Below are 23,278 nucleotides of genomic sequence, written 5' to 3' on the forward strand. Positions count from 1 at the left end.
AATCAAGCAACAGTCGGCAAGTTGAAAAAGGCCCGCGCACTGGCGCTGCTATGGGCGGCCAGGTCTTCCACGGTTTCGCCTCGGTGCAGGGCGACTTCACGCAATACTTCGGGCAAGTACGCCGGTTCGTTACGGCCGTTTTTCGGCTTGGGCCGCAGGCTGCGTGGCAACAGGTACGGGGCATCGCTCTCCAGCATCAGGCGGCCACGAGGGATATTGCCCACCAGTGGGTGCAGGTGCGTGCCGCGGCGTTCGTCACAGATCCAACCGGTAATGCCGATGTGCAGGTCCTGGTCCAGGTAGCTGAACAGCGCCGCTTTCTCACCGGTAAAGCAATGCACGACGGCACCGGGCAGGCGGTCGCGGTAATCCTTGAGGATGTCCAGCAAGCGCACGCTGGCATCGCGTTCATGCAGGAACACCGGCATTTGCAGCTCGACCGCCAGGGCCAGGTGTTCTTCCAGCACCTTTTCCTGCTGGGGGCGTGGGGAGAAATCGCGGTTGAAATCCAGGCCGCATTCACCCACGGCCTGCACTGAAGTTTCCCCCAGCAGTGCCCGCAGGCGACGGGCCGTATCGGCGTTCCAATCGCTGGCGCTGTGGGGGTGGATGCCTGCGGTGGCAAACAGCCGCTGGCCGCTTTCATCCAGTTGCCGGCACAACTCAAGGGACTGCTCACTGCCCTCGACACTGGTGCCGGTCAGCACCATTTGGCACACCCCGGCGTGGTAGGCGCGCTCGAGCACCGCGTCCAGTTGTGGGGCAAAACTTGCGTGGGTCAGATTGACGCCAATGTCGATGAGTTGCATGGTGCTACCTCGGTGCCGCCAGGATCAAAGGCCGAAAAGCTTACCAGAGCCTGATAAAAATAAATAAAACCAAGAACTTCAACAGCTTGTGGCTGTCTGTTGCGGTTCATTGTAGCGATGGTGTCCTTTCCGGGAGAACGGATGACGCGACCCGCCTTGCTGATCGTGCTGTGCCTGGGGCTGTTGGCGTCGTGGCCGGCGGCTGCGCGCCTGCCAGGGCCACCGGAAGTCGTGCAGGCTGGCAAGGTCCGCGACCTGGCGCAGATCCGCAGCAGTCGAGTGCTGCGCGTGCTGGTCAATCAGAGCCGCAACAGCTCCGGCGAAGTGCAGGGTGAATCCATCGGAGTGGAATACCACCGCTTGCGCGCCTTCGAGCAGTCTCTCAATGCCCGCGCCCGCGACGGGCAAGAAATCCAGCTGAAAATCATCCCCCGGGCCAAGGACCAGTTACTCGGCGCGCTGCAGCGTGGCGAGGGTGATCTGGTAGCGCCGGGCGAGTTGGTCGACCTTGCGCCCAATCATGCCGTCAGTGCCAGTGATGGCATTGGCCCGGACTTGCGGCTGATGCTGGTCGGGCGCAAGGGAGAGCGGCGCTACACCAGCATCGAGCAGTTGTCCGGCAAGACCCTGATGTTGCCGACCGGCAGCGCCGCCAGCGATTCGGTGCATGAAATCAACCAGAAGCTGGCATTGCGCAAGCGGCCACCGATCCAGATCGAATGGGTAGACCCGACGCTGGCGGTCGAAGATGTGCTGGAGATGGTCCAGGCCGGGATCTTCCATCTGACCGTGGTCGAACAGCCGATTGCCGAGCGCTGGGCCAAAGTGATGCCCCGGTTGCGCCTGGACCGCCAAGTGCAGGTCAGCCCTCCCGAGGCGATGCACTGGTACGTGCGCCGCGATGCCTCGATGCTGCTGGCCAGCATCGACCGGTTTCTCAAGGGTTACCGTATTCCGGCCGACCAGGACGCCGCGTTTGTGCGGGTTTACCGCCGTCTGTATAAGGTCCACTACCCGCTGGCCCGCGCCGACCGCCAGCGCCTGGAAAAGCTGCGCCCGGTGTTGCAGCGCCACGCCAACGCCCAGAACCTCGACTGGCTGAACCTGGCCGCGCTGGCCTTCAAGGAGTCCACGCTTAACCCCCAGGCGCGCGGCAGCGGTGGGGCGACGGGGTTGCTGCAGATCACCCCCGCGGCGGCGCAACGGGTCGGGGTGAACAATATCAGTCAAGTCGATAATAACGTCGAGGCAGGCGCCCGTTACTTGTCGATGATCCGACGCAAATTCTTTGCCAGCAACCAACTCAATGAACGTGAGCGCATGGCCTTTGTATTGGCTGCGTACAACATGGGGCCGGAGCGGGTCCAAGGCATGCGCGCCGAAGCTCGTCGCCGTGGGCTGAACCCCAACCAGTGGTTTTTCCAGGTTGAACGCATTGCCATGGAGCAGGTCGGTATGTCGGTCGTCAGCTATGTTAATAGCGTCAACAAGTACTACTTGGCCTTTGACCGTGAACGGGAATCGCTGGAACCGGCGCGGCGCAAGGTCGTCTCGCGAAACTAATCGATTAAGTTGATATTTAAGCGCCGTTATTTGCGGTTTTCATATTTGTAAATATGATTAGGATGGTGGCCATTCCACACATCTCCGCGCAAAGGACTTCTCCATGAACACGCTGATCCATAACGTACTGAGCACCCGTGCAGGTTTCGGTCTGACGGTGTTGCGCATCTTCGTTGGCATCATCTTCGTCGCCCACGGCGGCCAGAAACTGTTCGGCTTGTTCGGTGGCTATGGCCTGGCCGGCACTGCCCAGTATATGGAAAGCATCGGGCTGGCACCCGGTACCCTGATGGCAATGATGTCGGGTGGTGCCGAGTTCTTCGGCGGCCTGGCCCTGATCATCGGCTTGCTGGCCCGGCCGGCGGCGCTGGCGCTGGCAGCGACCCTGGTGGTGGCGATCCTGATGGTCCATATCAACAACGGGCTGTTCATGGCCAACAACGGCTACGAGTTTGCCTTGGCCCTGCTGGGCGGCACTGTCGCCGTGCTGGTCGAGGGCGCAGGCAAGTTCTCGGCGGATGCGGCCATTACCCAATCCTGATGGCCCTGTTCACACTGTAGGAGCAGACCTTGGTCGCGATGGCATCACCGCCGTATCCAGAGAGACCGCGGTGATGCCATCGCGACCAAGGGCTAGGCGCCCCCGTCGCTCCTACACACACGTTCAGTAAGTGCAGGGTGATTGACATTCCCTGACATGATTCTCTAGGATGCTCTCCATTGCGCCGATTTAAACAGCTACTTGCGGGGCGCCGGAGGACTTCAATCCGAAATACCGCTAAAGCGCTGGTTCGGTGACGCCTCCCACCGCTGCCAAGCGGATCTTGGAGGCGGAGAAGAAATCATCATGAGTTGTCCGCGTACCAGTGTCTGTCTGGCTCCCTTGACCTACAGCCCAGCTTCACGCACCCCTCGCATCCTCCTCGGTGGTCAACACCAACCTACCTTATTGCGTTACCTCGATGGCTGGCCCCGGCGCAAAGGCAAGGCCACGGCATTCTTGCTGCAGTTCGTCGATGAAGTGTCGGCACTGGCCCAGTATGCCGATGACCGTTTTGACCTGGCCGTGGTCCAGTCGCCGTCTCCAGAAAATACCGATGAGATGATCCACCAGCTTACGCGTATCGCTCGACAGGGTCTGATCACTCTGCGCTAGCAGCTAGTCCTGCCAGACGATGCAGCCCCGTGCAGAACCCGAACAATGAGCAGGTTGCCCGCGCTCCATGGCTGCGGGCCCGATCTGCTCATTTTTCTGGAGATTCTCCATGTCTGTGATTGCCATTACCGGCGCCGGTTCCGGCATCGGCGCTGCGCTCAAACACCAGCTGCAGGCCCAGGGCCACAGCGTGATCGCCATCGATCGCGCCAACGCCGAAGTGCTGGCTGACTTGTCGACCCCGGCCGGGCGTGCGGCGGCGGTGCAGGAAACACTCGATCGCTGTGATGGCGTGCTGGACGGCCTGGTGTGCTGCGCCGGAGTGAGCGTGGGTAACAGCAGCGCGTCCCTGATGGTGGCGGTCAATTATTTCGGTGTCACCGAGGTGCTTGAAGGCTTGCTGCCAGCCTTGGCCAAAGGCCATTCGCCGTCGGCGGTGGTGATCGGCTCGGTGGCTTCGATACAACCGGGCGTCGACGGCCTGGCAGTGGTCCAGGCCATGCTGGCCGGTGATGAACAGGCCGCCCTGGCAGAGGCGCAGAGCGCGGCACCGCACCAGGCGTATGCCGGTTCCAAGTTTGCCGTCACCTGCCATGTTCGCCGCCAGGTGCAGGCGTGGGCGGATCAGGGCGTGCGCTTGAACGTGGTGGCCCCTGGGGCGGTGGAAACGCCGCTGTTCCAGGCCTCCAAGGACGACCCGGTGTATGGCGAGTCGACCCGCAAGTTCGTGGCGCCGATGGGGCGTGGCAGCCAGCCGGATGAACTGGCGGCAGTGATTGTGTTCCTGCTGTCCGAGCAGGCCAGCTTCATGCATGGCAGTGTGGTGTTCGCCGACGGCGGCATGGATGCGCGGATGCGGCCGGATCGGTTCTAAGACATGGGGCTGCTGACAAAAAACCTGTAGCCGCTGCCGAAGGCTGCGATGCGGCCCGCTAGGGGCGCCGGCGCGGCTCTTGGATCCTGCGCCCGCGGTGCGGTCGATCGCAGCCTATCGGCAGCGGCTACAGCGATCGCAGCCTGTCGGCAGCGGCTACGGCAGCCCCAATTTCCTACGTTTTGTTCGAGCGCTGGCCCACGTACACCGCCACCAACAACCCCATCGGCACCAACAGACTCAAGCTCGCCAGCGCCAAGGCGTAACGCAACGACTCGGCGCCAAACCCAGGCACCAGCCAATCGCTGACCAACCCTGTGACCAGCGGCCCCAGTCCCGCCCCGCACAAGGTGGACACCACGGTTTGCAAGGCCACGGCGGTGGCTCGCTGCCAAGGGCTGACCAGTTGCGTCAACAGATTGTACGAAGCCCCCACCCACCACATGCCAAAAAATCCTGCCAACCCTCCCCAGACCATGGCCTCGGGCACCTGCACTGAGCCAATTTCGATCAGCATCCTGGCAGGCCACAGCAGGTAAGCCAGCAAACTGCCCAGGCCCAGTACATGGCCGAACAAGGGTATACGCAGCAGCCATAGGGGTTGGCCATTGCCCAGGCGATCACTCAGCCAGCCACTGACCAGCCCGCCCAAGGCGGCGCTGCCGCCGCCGACCACACCGGCCAAAATGCCGGCGTCCTGCAAGGTCAGGTCATGGGAGCGCATCAAGAAACTGGTGTTCCACATTGACAGGGCAAAACCGCTGAACGTGGCCGTGGCATTGGCCAGCATCAACAGCAGGTAAGGGCGGTTGCGCATTAACGTCAGTGCGGCTTGTGAGAGTGATTCGCTGGGCGAGACGGCGGCAACGGAAATATCCCAGCGGCCGCGTGCCGGCTCCCGGGCAAACAGATGCAAGCCCAGGGCGACGATCACCACCGGCGCGGTAATGGCCAAGAAACCGCTGCGCCAGCCGTACTGTTCCACTATCCAGGCGCCGACACTCAGGCCCACTACCGCCGACAAGGTCGGCGCGCCGATAAAGCAGCTGATGGCCAGCGTGCGATTGCGCGGAGGGTAAAGGTCGGCGATCAACGACAGTGACGCCGGGGTCACCGGCGCTTCTGTCACGGCGGTCAGCATGCGCGCCAGTACCAGCACGGCAAAGCCGCTGGCGATCCCGCTAAGCGCGGTCGCCAGTGCCCACAACAGCAGGCTCACCACCAGCAGCCGAACCCGCGAGTAACTGTCGGCCAGACGCCCGGCCGGCAGCCCCGCGAAGGCATAGACCAGCGCAAAGGCCAGGCCCGAGATCAGGCCCATCTGTGCATCGCTGGCGGCGAACTCGCGCTTGATCGGCTCGATCATCACCGACATGATCTGCCGGCCCAGAAAGGTTCCGGCGTAGCCCAGTACGATCAACAGCAACAGGCGGTGAGCAGTGATGCCCACCCGGGTATCTACATCGCAGGCAGGCACACTCATTGACGATTTTCCTGAAGGTCAGGCCTTGGCCTGGCGTTGTTTGAGCAAGGTCAGGGCGGTGTCTTCGATCATGTCTTCCTGACCGCCGACCATGCCGCGACGGCCCATCTCGACCAGGATTTCCCGAGCCGAAACCCCGTACTTCTTCTCGGCGCGCTTGGCGAACAGCAGGAACGAGCCATAGACCCCGGCATAGCCCATGGTCAGAGCATCGCGGTCGCTGCGGATCGGGAAGTCCATGATCGGCACCACCAGGTCTTCAGCCACATCCTGGATGCCGAACACATCCACACCGGTCTCGATGCCCATGCGCGCGCAGACCGCCACCAGCACTTCCATCGGCGTGTTGCCAGCGCCGGCACCCAGGCCTGCACAGGCGGCGTCGATACGCGTGGCGCCCCCTTCGATGGCAGCAATCGAGTTAGCCACGCCCATGGCCAGGTTGTGATGGCCGTGAAAGCCGATTTCGGTGCCTGGCTCCAACACATCACGCAAGGCCTGGATGCGCGCCTTCACGTCATGGGGCAGCAAGTAGCCGGCCGAGTCGGTGATGTAGATGCAGTTGGCGCCGTAGCTTTCCATCAACTTGCCCTGGGCAGACAAGCCTTCTGGGCTGTTCATGTGCGCCATCATCAGGAAACCGACGGTGTCCATGCCCAGCTTGCGCGACAGCGAAATGTGCTGCTCGCTGACGTCCGCCTCGGTGCAATGGGTGGCCACGCGCAGGGTGTTGACGCCCAGCTCCTGGGCCATCCGCAGGTGATCGACCGTACCGATGCCCGGCAACAGCAGTGCCGAGACCTTGGCCTGTTTCATCAGCGGAATGACTGCCGACAGGTACTCTTCGTCGGTGTGGGCCGGAAAGCCGTAGTTGACCGAACTGCCGCCCAGGCCATCGCCGTGGGTGACTTCGATCAGGGGTACGCCAGCAGCATCCAGGCCTTGGGCGATGGAAGTCATCTGCTCCAGGGTGATCTGGTGACGCTTGGGGTGCATGCCGTCGCGCAGGCACATGTCATGCACGGTGATTTTCTTGCCTTTGAGGTCCATGGCCTGCTCCTTAAACGTCGGTCTGCTTGAGAAGTTCTTGAGCGAACATCTGCGCCGTGCGCGCGGCGGCGGCGGTCATGATGTCCAGGTTGCCGGCGTACTTGGGCAGGTAGTCGCCCAGGCCTTCGACTTCCATGAAGATCGACACGCGGTTGCCATCGAACACCGGGCCGTTGACCAGCTTGTAGCCGGGCACGTATTCCTGCACTTCCTCGATCATGGCGAGGATGGACGCGGTGATCGCGGCTTCGTCCGGCGCGGTTTCGGTCAGGCAGTGCACGGTGTCACGCATGATCAGCGGCGGCTCGGCCGGGTTGATGACAATGATTGCCTTACCCTTTTTCGCCCCACCCACCTGCTCGACCGCGGCAGCGGTGGTGCGGGTGAATTCATCGATGTTCTTGCGGGTGCCTGGGCCGACCGACTTGGAGGCGGCGGTGGCGATGATTTCGGCGTACTCCACCGGCTGCACCCGGGAGACTGCCGCCACCAGCGGAATGGTGGCCTGGCCACCGCAGGTGACCATGTTGACGTTCAGGGCGCCAGCCTTGAGGTTGGCCGCCAGGTTGACCGGCGGCACGCAGTAAGGGCCGATGGCCGCTGGTGTCAGGTCGATCATCAGCACGCCCAGCTCATTGAGCTTGCGGCTGTTCTCGGCGTGCACGTAGGCGGACGTGGCATCAAAGGCGATACGAATGTCGTCGGCGATAATGTGCGGCAGCAAGCCGTCGACACCGTCGGCGGTGGTTTTCAGGCCCATCGCTTCGGCGCGCTTGAGGCCTTCGGATTCTGGGTCGATGCCGACCATCCAGACCGGCTCCAGCACCTCGCTGCGTTGCAGCTTGTACAAAAGGTCGGTGCCGATATTGCCCGGCCCGATCAGGGCACAGCGGATTTTTTTGCTCATGGAATGCTCCGTCGCGTCAGGTCAGTCGATAAAGCGCAGGCTCGCTGCACCCAGGCCACTGATGGTCATTTCGATATGGTCGCCCGGGCCTACCGGCACCAGCGGCGCCAGGGCGCCGGAGAGGATCACCTCGCCACGGCGCAAGGGGATGCCCAGGCGGCCCAGGGTGTTGGCCAGCCAAGCCACGGCCTCGCAGGGATGGCCCTGCACCGCGCTGCCCAGGCCCGAACCTGCAGGCTTGCCGTTCAATTGCATGTTCAGCTCGACGCTGGCCAAATCCAGGCTGCGTGGGTCGACACGCTCCTCACCCAGCACGAACACGCCACAGGAGGCGTTGTCGGCGACGGTGTCCTGGATGGCGATTTTCCAGTCCTGGATGCGCGAATCGACGATCTCAAAGCAACAGGTCACCGATTCGGTCGCCGCCAGTACATCGGCGGCGGTAACGCCCGGGCCATTCAAGTCGGCCGCCAGGATAAAGGCGATTTCGCCCTCGGCCCGGGGCTGGATCATCGGTTGCTCGCGCAGGCTCACGGCGCTGCCGTTGGCAACCTGCATGCGGTCGGTGAGAAAACCGAAGTCGGGCTGGTGGACATTGAGCATGTCCTGGACCGCCTTGCTGGTGACGCCGATTTTCTTGCCGACCACTTGCTCGCCGAGGGCTTCGCGGCGCTTGAGAAACTGCAGCGAAATGCGATAAGCCTCCTCGATGGTCAGGTCCATTCGAGAGGTCAGTGGGGTCACCGGGGTGCGCGATTGCAGCGCGTTGTACAGCTCATCGCCCAGGGCGACGATCAGGTCTTGGTCGAGCATCAGTAAAGAGTCCTTGGTTAGCCGGGCCAGACGCTGGTTTCAGCGCCGCCGTCGATCTCGAGGATCTTGCCGGTCACCCAGCTGGAGGCCGGGGTGGCCAGGTACAGCGCGGCAGCGGCGATGTCTTCGACTTCACCCAGGCGCTGCAGGGGCGTGTTCGTTTCCATGGCGACGCGCATGGCGGGCGGCATCACCCCATTCAATGCATCGGTGAGGATTGGGCCTGGAGCAATGCCGTTGACACGAACCTGTGGCGCGAAATCCTGGGCCAGCAGGCGGGTCATGTGGCTCAAGGCCGCCTTGGCTGTACCGTAGGCACTGAAGTGCTTTTGCGCATAGCGAGCGGCCACGGAGGTGATGTTGATGATATTGCCAGCCCCTGCAGCTTGCATGTGCGGCACGCACAGTTGGCTCAGGTGGTAGGCGCTGGTGACGTTGAACGCCAGCGTCTGCTGGAACGCTTCGAATTCAAGCGTGAGCGGGCTGTTGGGGCCACCGCCACCGGCGTTGTTGACCAGATGGGTGACCTTGCCGAAGGCCTCAAGCGCAGCGTCCACCAAGGCCTGGCGCTGCTCGCCATCGTTGACGTCGCAACGCACGGCAATCGCCTGGCCGCCGTTTTCGCGAATCTGTGCCGCGACTTTTTCCACATCGGCCAGGGTGCGGGCGGCGCAAACGACCTTGGCACCTGCCTGGGCATAGGCCAGGGCGATGGCGCGGCCAATGCCGCGACCGGCACCGGTAATGATGGCGACGCTGTCATTGAGGGTGAAGCGATCGAGCAGATTCATGCAGGCTCCTTGTGAAAATGCCAGGATTTAGCCGAGCTGAGCGGTGGGTTCGGCGGTCGATGCCCAAAGGTCGGGCAGGCCGGGGTCGGAGATCTGGATAAGACGCTTGAGCAAAATTTTCAAGGCCTGGGCATCGCCGACACCTAGCTTTTCGGTCAATTGCTGCTCCACAGCCTTGGCCAGTGCAATTTGCTCCAGGGAAACCTCCCGGCCTGCTGCGGTGAGCACAAAGCGCTGCTCGCCGTGGCGTTCCTCAATAGCGATATAGCCCTGCTTCTCAAGGAATATCAGCATGGACTGCGAGACTTCCTTGCCGGTGTAGGTGACGAACTCGTTGATCTCTTTGAGGTTCAAGTTGTCGCGGATACACAGCACCGAGAGCACAAAGAACCCATGCTCGTCGATCTTCTGGCTTTGCAGCAGGCGCCTGAGCTCATCGAGCATCTGGTAATGCGCACGGCCTACCAGATAGCCCAGCAAATCTTCGGTGTAGCTGCATTCCGGTGGCGGTTCGGCCGCCAGGCGCACGCCGTTGTGCGGCTTGCGCGCGGCCAGGGCGTACTGGCCACTCTGGAATGCCAGCGGCGCACGTTCGCTCTTGTCGAAGGCCAGCACCTCACCGACAAAAATCACATGGTCGCCGCCCTCGTACTGGAAGGCTGTGCGGCACTGGAAGCGAGCGGTGCAGTCGTGCAGCAGGGGGATGTCGTTGATGCCGGCGTCCAGCTCGATACCGGCAAACTTGTCTTCGCCACGCGACGCGAAGCGCCCGGAAAGCACTTCTTGCTCATGAGAGAGCACGTGCACGTTCCAGTGGCGGTTATCGGCGAAGGCGGGCAGGCTCAGTGCTGACTTGGCCAAGCTCCACAGCACCAAGGGAGGATTGAGCGACACCGAGTTGAAGCTGTTCGCCGTAATGCCCACCGACTCGCCATCTGGCGTGCGGGTGGTGATGATGGTGACGCCAGTGGTGAAGGTACTCAGCGCACTGCGAAACGCTTGCGGGTTAAAGCTGCCTTGAGCAGTCATGATCTGCCTCATCAATCGGGTCTGTCGTGATAGCCAGTATCGGCAGCCAAAGGCATCGAATCATCGTCTCTATGGACTAACGCTTATCACCGACCATCGACCATCGGTAGGAGCAGACCTTGGTCGCGATGGCATCACCGCGTATATCAGGCAGACCGCGGTGTGGCCATCGCGACCAAGGTCTGCTCCTACCTCAATCAGACGATGAGGCGCGAAAAGGCATCCGGCTAAGCTGCTTTTCCCTTAAAAGCACAACAGCCGCCCAGCGGCGAAAGGATCGCCCCATGAATGCTCGCCTGCAGTCCGTGGCCCAGCTTGAAACCTTGCTGGCCGCCCAACGCGTCGCCACCGATCACCAGGGGCGGGTCAGCCCCGAAGAGCGCCAGCGCCGCCTGCAGGTGGCCATCGATTTGCTGGTGGACTACAGCCAGCCTCTGGTCGAGGCCATGGACCGTGACTTTGGCGGTCGCCATCAAGGCTTTGGCCTGATGAACGATGTGCTCGGTTCGCTGGCCTCACTCAAGTACGCGCGCGATCACCTGGGTGAATGGCTGGCGGACTCGCAGCGTCAACCCTTCACCCCTTACGATCAGCTCGGCGCCAAGGCCTGGGTGCGCTACCAGCCCAAGGGCAGCATTGGCATTATCGGCACCTGGAACGCGCCGCTGTTTACCCTGTTCAGCCCATTGGCCTCGGCGTTCGCGGCGGGCAATCGGGCGGTGTTCAAACCCTCGGAAGTCACGGGCCATACTGCCGAAGTGCTGGCCAATGCCATTGCCGAGCGCTTCGATCCGCTGGAACTGGCCGTTATCACAGGCGGTGCGGACGTGGCCCAGGGCTTTTCCAGCCAGCGCTTCGACCACCTGGTGTTCACCGGCAGCACGGCAGTGGGCAAGATCATCATGCGCTGCGCCGCCGAGAACCTGGTGCCGGTGACCCTGGAGCTGGGCGGCAAGTCGCCGGCGATCCTTGGCCGCTCAGTGGATATCAATGAAGCTGCGCGCCGGCTGGCAGTGGCCAAGTCGACCAATGGCGGGCAGATCTGCATTTCGCCGGATCTGCTCTATGTGCCCAAGGATCAGCAGCAGGCCTTCATTACGGCGTTTCGTGCAGCCTGGAACGAATTATTGCCCACCGCCGAAGGCAACCCGGATGTGGTCGCGGTCATCAACGAACGGCACCTGCAGCGAATCGACGACCTGCTCGACGATGCCGCCGGGCAGGGCGCTCAGATCATTCATTGCCCCGACGAAGCCCCTCAGCGCCACAGCCGCAAGCGGCCATTGAGCCTGGTGATCGACCCGCCGGCGCAGTCGCGGATCATGCAAGAAGAAATCTTCGGCCCGGCGCTGGTGCTGCTGACCTATAGCGACATCGAGCAGGTGGTGACCCACATCAACGCCGGTGAGCGGCCGTTGGCGCTGTATTACTTTGGCGATGACGCGCAGGAGCAGGCCTATGTCCTGGATTACACGCTCTCCGGTGGCGTGACGCTGAACGATGCCCTGATGCACGCAGCCATGGAAGATGCCCCCTTCGGTGGCGTCGGGGCTTCGGGCATGGGGCATTACCATGGTCGCGAGGGCTTTATCGAGTTCAGCCATGCGCGCACCGTGTTCCAGGGGGCGCCCCAGGATCCACGGCGCGAGTGGGGCGTGTTGGCGCCCTATGGCGAGCAGTTCCTGGCAGCCATGAAAGCCCAAGTCACCCGCTGATCTCCCGCGTTCATCGCGGCTAAAGCCGGTATCTACAACGGTCTGTAGGAGCAGAGTTTACTCGCGATGGCGTCGACTCGGTGTCTGCTATGGACCGAGTCGACGCCATCGCGACCAAGGTCGGCTCCTACAGGAAAGCATCCCGTTCGATGTGCTAGTCCGCTTTGACGATGATCAACCCCCACCACCTTTCGATAATCCTAACCAATGCGCGCAATCCAGCCGCGCTGCCTTTGGAGGACGCCACGTGGCAGCCACTCGCCAGAAAACCCCACTCGAGACCGATCTGATCGAGCGCGCACGCGCCCTGATACCGAACCTCCGGGCTCGGGCCGCGCAAGCCGATCAAGACCTCAAGATCCCTGATGCCACCATCGCCGACATGCAGGAAGCCGGGCTGTTTCGTGCCTTGCAGCCCAAGCGTTTTGGTGGTTTTGAAGTGGACTTGCGCACTTTCTTCGAAATCCAGATGACCCTTGCCGAAGGCTGCATGTCCACCGCCTGGATCTACGGCGTGATGGGCGTACACCCTTGGCAACTGGCGCGTTACCCCGAGCAGGCCCAGCAGGATGTCTGGGGCACGGATCAGTCGACTCTGGTGTCGTCCACCTACATGCCGGTGGCCAAGGTCACGCCGGTCGAGGGTGGCTATCGCATCAGTGGTCGCTGGGGCTTTTCCAGCGGCAGCGAACACTGCCAGTGGTGCCTGCTGGGCGGCATCGTGCCCGCCGTAGAAAACGGCCTGGCCGCTGAGCACGGCACCTTCCTGCTGCCGCGCAGTGACTACCGTATTGAACGCAACTGGGATGTGATGGGCCTGCGCGGCACCGGCAGCCACGATATCGTGGTCGAGGACGTCTTCGTGCCGGCCCATCGGGTCCAGCGCACCAACAACACGGCGCCCGAAGCCACGCCGGGGCGCGAGATCAACACCAACGCGCTGTATGCGATTCCCTTTGCCCAAGTGTTCTCGCGTGCCGTCTCAACCTCGGCCATTGGTGCGCTGCAAGCAGCCATCAATGAGTTCAGCGAAAACGCCGCTCGCCATATCGGCAAGCACGGCGCCAAGACCGCTGAAGATCCGGTGGCCCAGGACGCGGTGGCCGATGCGGTGCTGACCCTGGACATGCTCAAGCTGGTGCTTGAACGCAACTACGATGCGCTGCTTGAAACCGCTACCAAGGGTGAAATCCCGGACGTCAACACGCGCCTGTTGTATCGCTACCAGTCGGCCTACGTCACCAACATCTGCGCCGAAAAGGTCAACACCCTGCTGCGCTGCATGGCCGCTTCCGGGCTGTACAACACCAACCCGGTAGCGCGTCTGTTCCGCGACCTGCATCAGGCCCGTGGGCATATCGCCAACAACGTCGCGGCCTACGGTCGCTCGTTTGGCGCGGTGCAGCTGGGGCTGCCCAACCCTGATCCATACGTTTGATCCGGTGCCCGCTGCCCTGGCGGCGGGCGACCTCTCCTGACCCAAGCGAGCCTGGATATGCACGATAACAACAATGAATACGCAGCCGATTTCGATGTAGTGGTGGTGGGCTCTGGCGCTGGCGCCATGACCTCGGCCCTGGTCGCGGCCGATCAGGGGCTGTCGGTCCTGGTGGTCGAGAAAGCGGCCCAGTACGGCGGCACCTCGGCGCTTTCCGGCGGCGGCATCTGGATCCCCAACAACCACTATTTCAAAGCCATCGGTGGCAAGGACAGCCTGGACCAGGCGCGCACTTACCTGAAGGCTGCGGTTGGCGATCACGTCGACCCAGAGCGGATTGAAGCGTACCTGGCGCAAGCGCCGAAGATGATCCGCTACCTGGAAGACAAATCCCGCGTACGTTATGCGGTCGCTGACAAATACCCCGATTATTACCCGCACCTGCCAGGCTCCCTGCCGGGTGGGCGGACCCTTGATCCTGAACTGTTCGATTTGAGCCAATTGGGCGACGAGTTGCCTGGCCTGCGCGAAGCCGCGCCGGGCAATATGCTGATGGGCAAGATTGCCTGGACCGCCCGCGATGCCCACAAGGCCATGGCCCGGACCCGCGGCTGGCGGTTCCTGATCATGTGGCTGATGCTGCGCTACAAGCTCGACGTGTCGTGGCGCCGCAAGACTCAAAGCAAGCGCGACCGTCGCACCGCACTGGGCAACGCCCTGATCGCCAGCCTTCGGGCCTCGCTGCTGGACCGCAAGGTCGGGGTGTGGTTGAACACTGATTTCAACGCCCTGATCGAAGAGGGCGGCCGAGTCGCTGGCGTTCGAGTCACTCGTGACGGCAAGCCTTTGTCGATCCGCGCGCGCAAGGGCGTGATCCTTGGCTCCGGCGGCTTCGAGCAAAACCAGAAACTGCGGGAAAAATACTTGCCCCAGCCATCGCAAGTGGCCTGGAGTGCGACGCCTGCGGGCGCCAATACCGGCGCGGCCCTGGAAGCGGGGCAGCAACTGGGCGCCGCCACCGACCTGATGGACTGGGCCTGGTGGGCACCCACCCTGCAAATCCCCGGCGAAGACAAATCCCGTGGTGTGTTTGCCGAGCGCGCCTTCCCCGGTGCCATGGTGGTCAACGGCCAGGGCAAGCGCTTCGTCAACGAAGCGGCGCCGTACCTGGAGTTTGTCGACGCCATGTACCGCGACAATCAACAAAGCGGCGGTACCAGCGTGCCGTGCTGGGTGATTTTCGACAGCAAGTTCCGCTTCAACTACGCCATGGGCCCGCTGATGCCCGGGCAGATCATGCCTGACAGCCGCCTGCGCAAGGCCTGGCTGGGCTCGCTGTACTGGAAGGGCGAAACCCTGAATGACCTGGCCGGGCAGATCGGCGTCAATGCCGGCAACCTCGCCAAGACGGTCGAGCGCATGAACCACTATTCGGTCACCGGCGTGGACGAAGATTTTGGCCGTGGCGGCAACGTCTTCGACCGCTACTACGGCGACTCCAATATCCAGCCCAACCCTTGCCTGGCCCCGGTCGCCAAAGGACCGTTCTACGCCATGCGCATGAACGCGGGCGATATCGGCACCAAGGGCGGGCTGTTGACCAACGCCAATGCACAGGTACTGCGCAACGATGGCGAACCGATTGACGGTTTGTACGCCATCGGCAACGCCTCGGCCTCGGTCATGGGCACGACCTATCCCGGTGCGGGCGCTACCCTGGGCCCGGCCATGACCTTTGGCTACATCGCGGCCCGCCATCTGGCCGGCGTGGTTTGAGGAGAATCGCATGAGTGCAAGATTGCTGAATAAAGTCGCTGTGGTGACCGGTGGCGCCAGCGGCGTCGGCGAGGCCACGGTGCGTCGCTTCGTCGCCGAAGGTGCGCGGGTGGTGTTTACCGACCTGAATGTTGTGGCCGGTGAGCAACTGGCTGAAGAGCTGGGCGGGCAGGCACTGTTCATGGCCCAGGACGTCAGCCAGCCTGAAGGCTGGGAGCAACTGGCCGAATTGATCAAGGCGCGGTTCCAGCGCCTGGATGTACTGGTCAACAACGCCGGTATCCTGCTCAAGGGCTCGGTTGAAGACGCAAGCCTGGCCGATTGGCAGCGGCTGATGCGCGTCAATGCCGACAGCGTTTTCCTGGGCTGCCAGACCGCCCTGGCCCTGATGAAACTCAGCGGCGGCGGTGGCTCGATCATCAACATGTCGTCGGTGGCCGCTCTCGCCGCCAAGCACGATTACCTGGGCTACAGCGCCAGCAAGGGTGCGGTGGCGGCCTTGACCCGCAGCGTGGCTGCGCACTGCCGCCTGAACAAATACCGCATCCGCTGCAACTCGGTACACCCCGACGGCATCCTCACGGCCATGACCCGCGCCACCTACCCCCAGGGCGTGGACCCGGCGCGCCTGACCATCGACCAGGACCCGATGAACCGCTCCTGCCTGCCCTCTGATGTGGCCGATGCGATCCTGTACCTGGCCTCGGACGAAGCACGGGCGGTCAACGGTATCGAACTGCGCGTGGACAGCGGCCAGTTCATCATGAGTATCTGACCATGAGTATTCCCGACTACTTCACTTTGCACATTGCCGATGTCGTGGCCGAAACCCACGACAGCTGCTCGCTGGTATTCGATGTGCCGGCGCAACTGGCGGCGCGCTTCGACTATCGGCCGGGGCAGTTCCTGACCTTGCGCGTGCCGCATGGCGACGATTGGTTGCCGCGCTGCTATTCGCTTTCAAGCTCGCCCGTGGAAGACGAGCCGTTGCGTGTCACCATCAAGCGGGTGACCGACGGGCGCGGGTCCAACTGGCTCTGCGATCAACTGCGTCCCGGGGACAGCGTGCAAGTGCTGCCACCGGCCGGGGTGTTCACGCCCAAGGCGCTGGACCGGGATTTTCTGTTGTTTGCGGGTGGCAGCGGCATCACCCCGGTGCTGTCGATTCTGCGCACCGCCTTGCGCCGTGGGAAAGGGCGGATTCGCCTGATCTACGCCAACCGCGACGAGCAGTCGGTGATCTTTCGTGAGCGCCTGCGCGAGCTGGCGACCGCCCACCCGCAACGCTTGCAAGTGGTGCATTGGCTCGACAGCGTGCAGGGCTATCCGCTGCCTGAACAACTGGCGGCCTTCGCCCAAGGGTTTGAGGAGGCCGAGGCCTTCATTTGCGGCCCCGGGCCGTTCATGGATGCCAGCGTCACCGCCTTGACCCAGGCTGGGCTGCCGCGCGCGGCGGTGCATGTCGAGCGCTTTGTGTCATTGCCGGGGGAGGGCGAAGCGGTGCCGGTGTTGCCCGTTTCCAGTGATGCCCCGGCGGCGCGCCTGACGGTAGAGCTGGACGGCGAAACCCGTGAGATCGACTGCCAGCCCGGCGAGATACTGCTCAGCGCCATGCGCCGCGACGGCCTGCAGCCGCCGTCTTCCTGCCTGGTGGGCTCGTGTGCCACCTGCATGTGCACCCTGGTCTCCGGTGAGGTGGACCTGTTGGCCAACCAGGCGCTGGACGCCCAGGAACTGCGCGAGGGCTGGACCCTGGCCTGTCAGGCCGTGGCCAGCAGCACCCATGTGCACCTGCGTTTTCCCGATTGATGCCGCAAGAGAGAGCTTTGATGAGCACTGACGCCTATCCGCAAACCATCGGCCGCCTGCTGTTTGCCGCGGCCCACGAACACGCCGGGCGCATTGCGCTGGAAGGCGACGGCCAGGTGATCGACTACGCCGACCTGCCGCACAGGGTCCTGGCCGTCACGCGTAGCCTGATGGCCATAGGTATCAACCCCGGCGACCGCGTGGCGATTTGGGCGCCCAACCGTGTCGAGTGGGTGCTGTTGGCCTTGGGCCTGCAATGTGCCGGTGCGGTGCTGGTTCCGCTCAACACCCGCATGAAGGGCACTGAAGCTGCCGATATTCTGGAGCGCAGCGGTGCGCGGGTGCTGTTTGTACAGGGCCTGTTCCTGGGCAACGACTACCGCGCCATGCTCGCGCCCCATCGCCCCGCCAGCCTTGAGCACATGGTGCAACTGGACGAGCCCGAGTTCGAACGCTTTTTGGCAGCCGGCGCCGACGTCAGCGAAGAAGCAGCGCGCGAGCGTGCGTTGCAGGTCCAGCCTGATGATCTGTGCGACCTGCTGTTCACCTCCGGCACCACCGGCAAGCCCAAGGGCGTGATGTGCGCCCACGCCCAGAGCCTGCGCGCCTTCAGCGAATACGGCCGGATCATCGGCCTGCAGGCGGGTGATCGCTACCTGATCGTCAACCCGTTCTTCCATGCCTTTGGCTACAAGGCCGGCTGGCTGACCTGCCTGCTGGCCGGGGCAACTATCCTGCCTCACGCGGTGTTTGACGCTGAACAAATCTTCCAGCGCCTGGCCGCCGAGCGCATTACCGTGATGCCTGGGCCGCCGACCCTGTACTTGTCGCTGCTGGATCATCCCAAGCTGGCTGAGAGCGACCTGTCCAGCCTGCGCATTGCCGTCACCGGCTCCTCGACCATTCCACCGATCTTGATCGAACGCATGCGCTGTGACCTGGGCTGTGCGGTGGTCACCACCGCTTATGGCCTGACCGAATGTGGCGGCCTGGCAACCATCTGTGACCCGAGCGACTCGCCTGAAATCATCGCCGGCACCAGCGGCAAGCCGATACCGGGCACCGAAGTCAGCATCCAGGATGAACAGGGGCAGGTATTGGCGAACGGTGAAACCGGGGAAATCTGCCTGCGCGGGTTTCATGTGATGAAGGGCTACTTCAACAACCCCGACGCCACGCTGGAAACCATCGACACCGACGGCTGGTTGCACACCGGTGATGTTGGCAGCCTGGATGCTGCGGGTAACCTGCGCATTACCGACCGCCTCAAGGACATGTTTATCGTTGGCGGTTTCAACTGTTACCCAGCCGAAATCGAAGCGGCCCTGTGCGTGCATCCGGCCATCGCCCAAGTCGCCGTGATTGGCGTGCCAGAGGATCGGATGGGGGAGGTGGGGTGTGCCTGCGTCGTTATCCGTGCAGGTGGTACCCTCACGGCCGCCGAGCTGATCGAGTGGAGCCGCGAGCGCATGGCCAACTACAAGGTTCCGCGCTTTGTGGCGTTCTACGAAAGCCTGCCGACCAATGCCTCCGGCAAGGTCGACAAGCTGGCATTGCGGCGCGAGCAGCGGCCTGCCTGACCCACTGCGGCGGCCACCACAACCCGTCTGTAATCGCCTGTAGGAGCAGACTTTAGTCGCGATAGCATCACCGCGGTCCATTCGTAGACCGCGGTGATGCCATCGCGAGCAAGCTCTGCTCCTACAGACCCTCCGCCCCGTCCAGCAGCGCCTCAGTCAACCCCATCGCCACCTCGATGGCATTCAATGTCGCCCAGTGCAGCCCTTTGGTCCCCTGAGGCACGCTCACGCATACCTCATCAGCCGTCGCATACGCCGCCTGCAAACACAGCGACACATGCACCAGCACATCCTCCGCCAGCACCCCGCTGCGCACGCTGAACATCGGTGAATCACCCGCGTCGAAATACTTGAACGACAGCTCGGCGGTGTGTCGAATCACTGGCTCGGCGCCCTTGCGCAAGGCATCGACCAAAGCTTGAGCCGTTTCGATAGACCACAGGGTCGAACGTTGCAGGGTCGTTTCGAGGAAAGGAGAAAGCACGTGAGCCCGGCCAGCTGTTTCAGCTGCGGATTGCAGGTGACGGGAGATCTGCACCAGCGCGTCTTCGGCGAGGATTGCCAGCGTGGACCTGGAACAACGATTCGTAGGCGTTGTGGCAGGAACAGAAAGGCGTTTGGGCGGTGTGCAGGACGGTGGGAGGTTCCCCCATTGCAAGGAATGTACATAATCAGACTGTAGGAAAAATCACCGATATCTAGCTTTACGTCCGGGATCTTGTTCGTCATACAGGCGCCGCAGCCTGTCTTACCCACTGCGATCTATACCTATCAGGACTGCTAGTTGTATCCCTCATGCGGCCATGCAATTGTGAGGTTTAAGTTTTTTGAGCATGGAGTACTGCCAAATGATCGGTCACATCAGCCCACCAGCAATATCGTTGCTTTGCACCGATATGCAGAACTCCGTACTGCATTTGCATGCAGCTACAGCGTCGCAATTGTCTGCCTACACCCCGTACGGGCATAGGTCTTGCGCAGACAGCCGCATCAGCAAGCTCGGATTTAACGGCGAACGACAAGAACCGTCAATGTGGCACTATCTGTTGGGCAATGGATACCGAATTTTCAATCCGGTGCTGATGCGATTTCACAGCGCAGACAACCAAAGTCCTTTTGGCTCGGGCGGAAGTAATGTCTACGCGTACTGTGGTGTAGATCCGGTAAATTTCCAAGATCCCAGCGGGCATGCCAAGTTTAATATATTGATGAGGGGAAGACAGCTTTCCAATTCAGGTACTGCTAATCCTGCAATAGCTCGGTATTCAGCTGCCCCAGCCTCTGGCGCGAGTGCTTCCAGTCAGAAGTTACAATCTACTGCAAATAATGCCTCCTCCCATCAACAACAGATTGGCGGGTCTGAAACGGCATCAATGCCGAGATCAAATGAAGTGGTCGGGCAAGAGCATCAGCCAAAATTCGCCGTAGAAAAGAGTCGGCCTAATTATGCTGTAGGGGCGCAGAATAAGAACTTAAAGGATGAGATTTATTATGCACATAGAAAACTCAATGATCTCAAAGGCAAAGATGTGAAGTCGGAAATGAGGCGAGAGGCCGAAGCCAATCTGGCAAGGCTGGAAACTATGGGTGCAAAGGTAGGTTTGGTGCGTTGGTCTGACGGGCCAGGGAAAAAGTAATGTGTGAAAACAAGCGCCTAGGCGCCCTTGGGCGGCAGCACCAGGTTTTGCTGCCTTTTAACAACGCTTCGATCAACGCCCGCGCGGCATCCACCGCCCGCACCGTGGATCCGTGCAGGTCAGGGTCGAGCAGGGTTTTGAAATTGTGGATGTCGTAGCGGTTTCGAAGGCGTTTGCAGAGGGTGGCAGCCAAACGCAGGTTGGTCGACCGGTACGAGAGAAACCCGGCAGGCACGAAGCCTCCTGCGTACAGCTGCCATTGCGCACCTGTAACGCCTCTCGCAGTCCGGGCGACCAAGCCCGATCGCTGCAGCTTGCAGCGACCAGAAAAGCCTAGGGATATGGCTTCCCAGGGACAAGCTCACGGAGGGCGACAGGTTGCGTAGGATATTTCTGGAGTGATGATTGGGCTAGAGAGTTTCTAACCCTCGAGCGAAGAATGCTCACCACCAAATCGTAGGAAAAATCACACCCTCTGGCTTGGCACGCTGGGGGGGTGTAGGAGCAGACTTTAGTCGCGATGGCATCACCGCGGTCTACGATAAACCGCGGTGATGCCATCGCGACCAAGGGCTAGGCCCCCCGTCGCTCCTACAGGCCCTCGGCCCCGTCCAGCAACGCTTCAGTCAACCCCATCGCCACCTCGATGGCATTCAATGTCGCCCAGTGCAGCCCTTTGGTCCCCTGAGGCACGCTCACGCAGACCTCATCCGCCGTCGCATATGCCGCCTGCAAACACAGCGACACATGCACCAGCACATCCTCTGCCAACACACCGCTTCGAACGCTGAACATCGGTGAATCACCTGCGTCGAAATGCTTGAACGGCAGCGCCGCAGTTTGTCGCAGCATTGGATTGGCGCTCTTGCGCAAAGCATCGACCAAGGCTTGAGCCGTCCCGATAGACCGCAGGGTCGAATGTTGTAGTGTCGTTTCGAGGAAGGGAGAAAGCGCGTGAGCCCGGCCAGCCGTTTCGGTTGCGGATTGCAGGTGTCGTGAGATCTGCGCCAGCGCGTCTTCGGCGAGGATGCCGGCGTGGACCTGGAACAGTGAAGCGTGAGCGTTGTGGCAGGAACAGAAGGGCGTTTGGGCGGTGTGCAGGACGGTGGGGGGTAACTCAGTAGGTGGGTCTGGGACAATCTTCATCGTGTTGACGCTCCTTGGTGGTGGAGCTGCCAGACATCGCTGCTAAACGAAAAGGTGGCAGCTGTACGCGGGTTAGCAGACCAGGACCAAGGAACCCGGCGCGCACGAAGGCGCCCCACGCACAACCGCCATAAAACGAAAGTGTGCGCCTTAGTGAGCCGAGCTGCTAAACCCGATCGCTGCAGGTTGCAGCGATTGGGAAAGCCTAGGGAGATGGCTTCCCAGGAGCAAGCTCACGGAGGGCGACAGGTTGCGTAGGATATTTCTGGAGTGATGATTGGGCTAGAGAATTCCCAACCTCTTTACGAAGAATCATCACCGCCAATCGTAGGAAAAATACTGCCATCTGGCTTGGCACGCCAGGGGTTGGTAGGAGCCGAGCTTGCTCGCGATGCACGCGACACGGTCTATCTGCCCCACCGCATTGAAGCCATCGCGGGCAAGCCCAGCTCCTACCCACCCCCGGTGGCCTTCAAAGATGGGTATCACCATGAAAACAAGAAAAACAATCAGGTGGATGTTAACGGCGCTGGGCCTGTGCCTGACGTTGGTGTGGATGGTGCAGGTGCAGCGGTCGGTTGCGTTGGTACGCGGGATGCAGGCGATGGTTTGTGCTCAGGTATTCAACGGCTGTGCGCAGCCGTTGGTCTCGGTCCAGCAGTTACTTGGTCGTTAATGACCAAGCTGTACCTATCAAATCTGTTAGTTGTACGTGGTCGAGCATCGGCGTTGTAATGAGTGCTGCAAATAATAAAGCAGAGCCACATTTATGAAACCCGATAAAAGCAAGCATGCCTGCACCTTGATGCTGGCCGCGGACAGGCAAAATTCGGTACTGCAATCGCACCGCGTTGTGGCACCCGAATTCGCCGCCTATACCCCGTATGGTTATCGGCATCTCCTGCGCGAGAGATCCATTAGCCTCGGATTTAGTGGCTGCCTCACAGAGAGCATGACCGGCTGGATATTGTTGGGCAACGGTTACCGTGCATACAGTACGGCGCTGATGAGATTTTTCAGTCCTGACAACTGGAGTCCGTTCGGGAAAGGTGGTTTCAATGCCTATGGTTATTGCGGCGGGGATCCGATTAATCGGGTTGATCCATCGGGGCATATGAGAATTGGAGTCCAGTCCGCTAGGCCTCAAAGGCTTTTTATAAACCCCGCACGGCGAAAAATTATTCCATTTAGGCCCGGTCCTGGTATTAAGTACAGCCATCATGAGGGAGGTAATTATATTGGTGGCGGAGTGGCTGCGTCCTGGAGCGTCCATAAGGAAAAATGGACTCTAAATGTTCAGTTGCATGGAGTCGAAGCCGGGGGGCAGGTGCTAGGGGCGGGGCTGGGTAAAGCGAGTGCATCGATATACGGTGTTGAAGATATAGCGGCCATGATACAGAAAAGTCCGAGAGTTATTGAAGCGGCGTTTCGCATTAAGCTAATCATGTGTCATGGAGGGGAGTATGGTGTTGATGCATTTGGTGCTAGATTGGCCAGGGCTCTTGGAAGGCCTGTGAAAGCGTATATTGGAAAAGTCTTTGGTTCAGAACTGATTCCAGAAGGTAATTTTATGTATAGCCAGTTTCCTATTAATAAAGATAATGGGTTGAACTATAGGTCCATATATTTCGATAAGAACGGGAGGGTGATGAGGCCTAAGCACACTATCATCGATATGGGTGATTAGGCTTGTTTCGGATAG

At 61.4% G+C, this 23,278-nt stretch carries 22 protein-coding genes; 13 read left to right on the plus strand and 9 right to left on the minus strand.

The features are described 5' to 3' along the window. Positions 1-2 precede the first annotated feature (2 nt). Positions 3-809, minus strand: coding sequence for a TatD family hydrolase (locus tag AC3IX4_RS08805; RefSeq protein WP_489260168.1), 807 nt, complete (start codon positions 807-809; stop codon positions 3-5). Positions 810-950: 141 nt separating this feature from the next. Here AC3IX4_RS08805 and AC3IX4_RS08810 point away from each other — a divergent pair, with 141 nt between their 5' ends. The 4 genes from AC3IX4_RS08810 (at position 951) to AC3IX4_RS08825 (ending at position 4,402) form a co-directional block, all read left to right on the plus strand. After that, on the plus strand, positions 951-2,372 hold the full coding sequence (locus tag AC3IX4_RS08810; protein WP_489260169.1) for an MltF family protein: 1,422 nt from the start codon (positions 951-953) through the stop codon (positions 2,370-2,372). 103 nt (positions 2,373-2,475) lie between these two features. Next, a complete protein-coding gene (locus AC3IX4_RS08815; RefSeq protein ID WP_489260170.1) occupies positions 2,476-2,913 on the plus strand; it encodes a DoxX family protein in 438 nt (145 codons plus the stop codon). Positions 2,914-3,219: 306 nt separating this feature from the next. Further along, a complete protein-coding gene (locus AC3IX4_RS08820; RefSeq protein ID WP_489260171.1) occupies positions 3,220-3,528 on the plus strand; it encodes a hypothetical protein in 309 nt (102 codons plus the stop codon). A gap of 109 nt (positions 3,529-3,637) precedes the next feature. Further along, a complete protein-coding gene (locus AC3IX4_RS08825) occupies positions 3,638-4,402 on the plus strand; it encodes an SDR family oxidoreductase (RefSeq protein ID WP_489260172.1) in 765 nt (254 codons plus the stop codon). A gap of 175 nt (positions 4,403-4,577) precedes the next feature. Here the strand turns inward: AC3IX4_RS08825 and AC3IX4_RS08830 are convergent, their stop codons facing one another. The 6 genes from AC3IX4_RS08830 to AC3IX4_RS08855 are packed head-to-tail and all read right to left on the minus strand — an operon-like array spanning position 4,578 to position 10,475. Beyond that, positions 4,578-5,885: an MFS transporter gene (locus AC3IX4_RS08830; protein ID WP_489260173.1), complete on the minus strand. Its 1,308-nt coding sequence runs from the start codon at positions 5,883-5,885 to the stop codon at positions 4,578-4,580. Positions 5,886-5,903: 18 nt separating this feature from the next. Beyond that, positions 5,904-6,935: a 4-hydroxy-2-oxovalerate aldolase gene (gene dmpG / locus AC3IX4_RS08835; protein ID WP_489260174.1), complete on the minus strand. Its 1,032-nt coding sequence runs from the start codon at positions 6,933-6,935 to the stop codon at positions 5,904-5,906. Between the two features lie 10 nt (positions 6,936-6,945). Next, the gene (locus AC3IX4_RS08840) at positions 6,946-7,842 is read right to left on the minus strand and encodes an acetaldehyde dehydrogenase (acetylating) (RefSeq protein ID WP_489260175.1); all 897 of its coding nucleotides are present in this window, start codon (positions 7,840-7,842) and stop codon (positions 6,946-6,948) included. Between the two features lie 21 nt (positions 7,843-7,863). Next, positions 7,864-8,655 (minus strand): fumarylacetoacetate hydrolase family protein, encoded by a 792-nt coding sequence (locus AC3IX4_RS08845; RefSeq protein WP_489260176.1) that lies wholly within the window; start codon positions 8,653-8,655, stop codon positions 7,864-7,866. Positions 8,656-8,672: 17 nt separating this feature from the next. Continuing rightward, the gene (locus tag AC3IX4_RS08850; RefSeq protein ID WP_489260177.1) at positions 8,673-9,446 is read right to left on the minus strand and encodes a glucose 1-dehydrogenase; all 774 of its coding nucleotides are present in this window, start codon (positions 9,444-9,446) and stop codon (positions 8,673-8,675) included. Between the two features lie 27 nt (positions 9,447-9,473). Next, on the minus strand, positions 9,474-10,475 hold the full coding sequence (locus AC3IX4_RS08855; protein ID WP_489260178.1) for a flavin reductase: 1,002 nt from the start codon (positions 10,473-10,475) through the stop codon (positions 9,474-9,476). A 284-nt stretch (positions 10,476-10,759) separates the two neighbouring features. Here AC3IX4_RS08855 and AC3IX4_RS08860 point away from each other — a divergent pair, with 284 nt between their 5' ends. The 6 genes from AC3IX4_RS08860 (at position 10,760) to AC3IX4_RS08885 (ending at position 18,793) form a co-directional block, all read left to right on the plus strand. Then, positions 10,760-12,190, plus strand: a complete 1,431-nt coding sequence (locus tag AC3IX4_RS08860; RefSeq protein ID WP_489260179.1) for a coniferyl aldehyde dehydrogenase — start codon at positions 10,760-10,762, stop codon at positions 12,188-12,190. A 247-nt stretch (positions 12,191-12,437) separates the two neighbouring features. Then, positions 12,438-13,628, plus strand: a complete 1,191-nt coding sequence (locus tag AC3IX4_RS08865) for an acyl-CoA dehydrogenase family protein (RefSeq protein ID WP_489260180.1) — start codon at positions 12,438-12,440, stop codon at positions 13,626-13,628. A gap of 57 nt (positions 13,629-13,685) precedes the next feature. Continuing rightward, positions 13,686-15,404: an FAD-binding protein gene (locus tag AC3IX4_RS08870; protein ID WP_489260181.1), complete on the plus strand. Its 1,719-nt coding sequence runs from the start codon at positions 13,686-13,688 to the stop codon at positions 15,402-15,404. A gap of 10 nt (positions 15,405-15,414) precedes the next feature. Continuing rightward, complete coding sequence (locus AC3IX4_RS08875; RefSeq protein WP_489260182.1) at positions 15,415-16,179, plus strand: SDR family oxidoreductase; 765 nt, start codon at positions 15,415-15,417, stop codon at positions 16,177-16,179. A gap of 2 nt (positions 16,180-16,181) precedes the next feature. Continuing rightward, positions 16,182-17,213, plus strand: a complete 1,032-nt coding sequence (locus AC3IX4_RS08880; protein ID WP_489260183.1) for a 2Fe-2S iron-sulfur cluster-binding protein — start codon at positions 16,182-16,184, stop codon at positions 17,211-17,213. A gap of 20 nt (positions 17,214-17,233) precedes the next feature. After that, positions 17,234-18,793, plus strand: a complete 1,560-nt coding sequence (locus tag AC3IX4_RS08885) for a FadD3 family acyl-CoA ligase (RefSeq protein ID WP_489260184.1) — start codon at positions 17,234-17,236, stop codon at positions 18,791-18,793. Between the two features lie 121 nt (positions 18,794-18,914). On the opposite strand, the gene AC3IX4_RS08890 is transcribed toward AC3IX4_RS08885, so the two are convergent. Further along, complete coding sequence (locus tag AC3IX4_RS08890; RefSeq protein WP_489260185.1) at positions 18,915-19,331, minus strand: hypothetical protein; 417 nt, start codon at positions 19,329-19,331, stop codon at positions 18,915-18,917. A 310-nt stretch (positions 19,332-19,641) separates the two neighbouring features. Here AC3IX4_RS08890 and AC3IX4_RS08895 point away from each other — a divergent pair, with 310 nt between their 5' ends. Next, positions 19,642-20,430 carry an RHS repeat-associated core domain-containing protein gene (locus AC3IX4_RS08895; RefSeq protein ID WP_489260186.1) on the plus strand — a complete coding sequence of 263 codons (789 nt, stop codon included), beginning with the start codon at positions 19,642-19,644 and terminating at the stop codon, positions 20,428-20,430. A gap of 591 nt (positions 20,431-21,021) precedes the next feature. On the opposite strand, the gene AC3IX4_RS08900 is transcribed toward AC3IX4_RS08895, so the two are convergent. Beyond that, positions 21,022-21,576 (minus strand): hypothetical protein, encoded by a 555-nt coding sequence (locus tag AC3IX4_RS08900; RefSeq protein ID WP_489260187.1) that lies wholly within the window; start codon positions 21,574-21,576, stop codon positions 21,022-21,024. Positions 21,577-21,849: 273 nt separating this feature from the next. Here AC3IX4_RS08900 and AC3IX4_RS08905 point away from each other — a divergent pair, with 273 nt between their 5' ends. After that, on the plus strand, positions 21,850-22,311 hold the full coding sequence (locus AC3IX4_RS08905) for a hypothetical protein (protein WP_489260188.1): 462 nt from the start codon (positions 21,850-21,852) through the stop codon (positions 22,309-22,311). Between the two features lie 34 nt (positions 22,312-22,345). Further along, positions 22,346-23,263 (plus strand): RHS repeat-associated core domain-containing protein, encoded by a 918-nt coding sequence (locus AC3IX4_RS08910; protein WP_489260189.1) that lies wholly within the window; start codon positions 22,346-22,348, stop codon positions 23,261-23,263. Positions 23,264-23,278: the final 15 nt, after the last annotated feature.

The sequence above is a fragment of the Pseudomonas sp. KH_021 genome, from assembly GCF_057838865.1.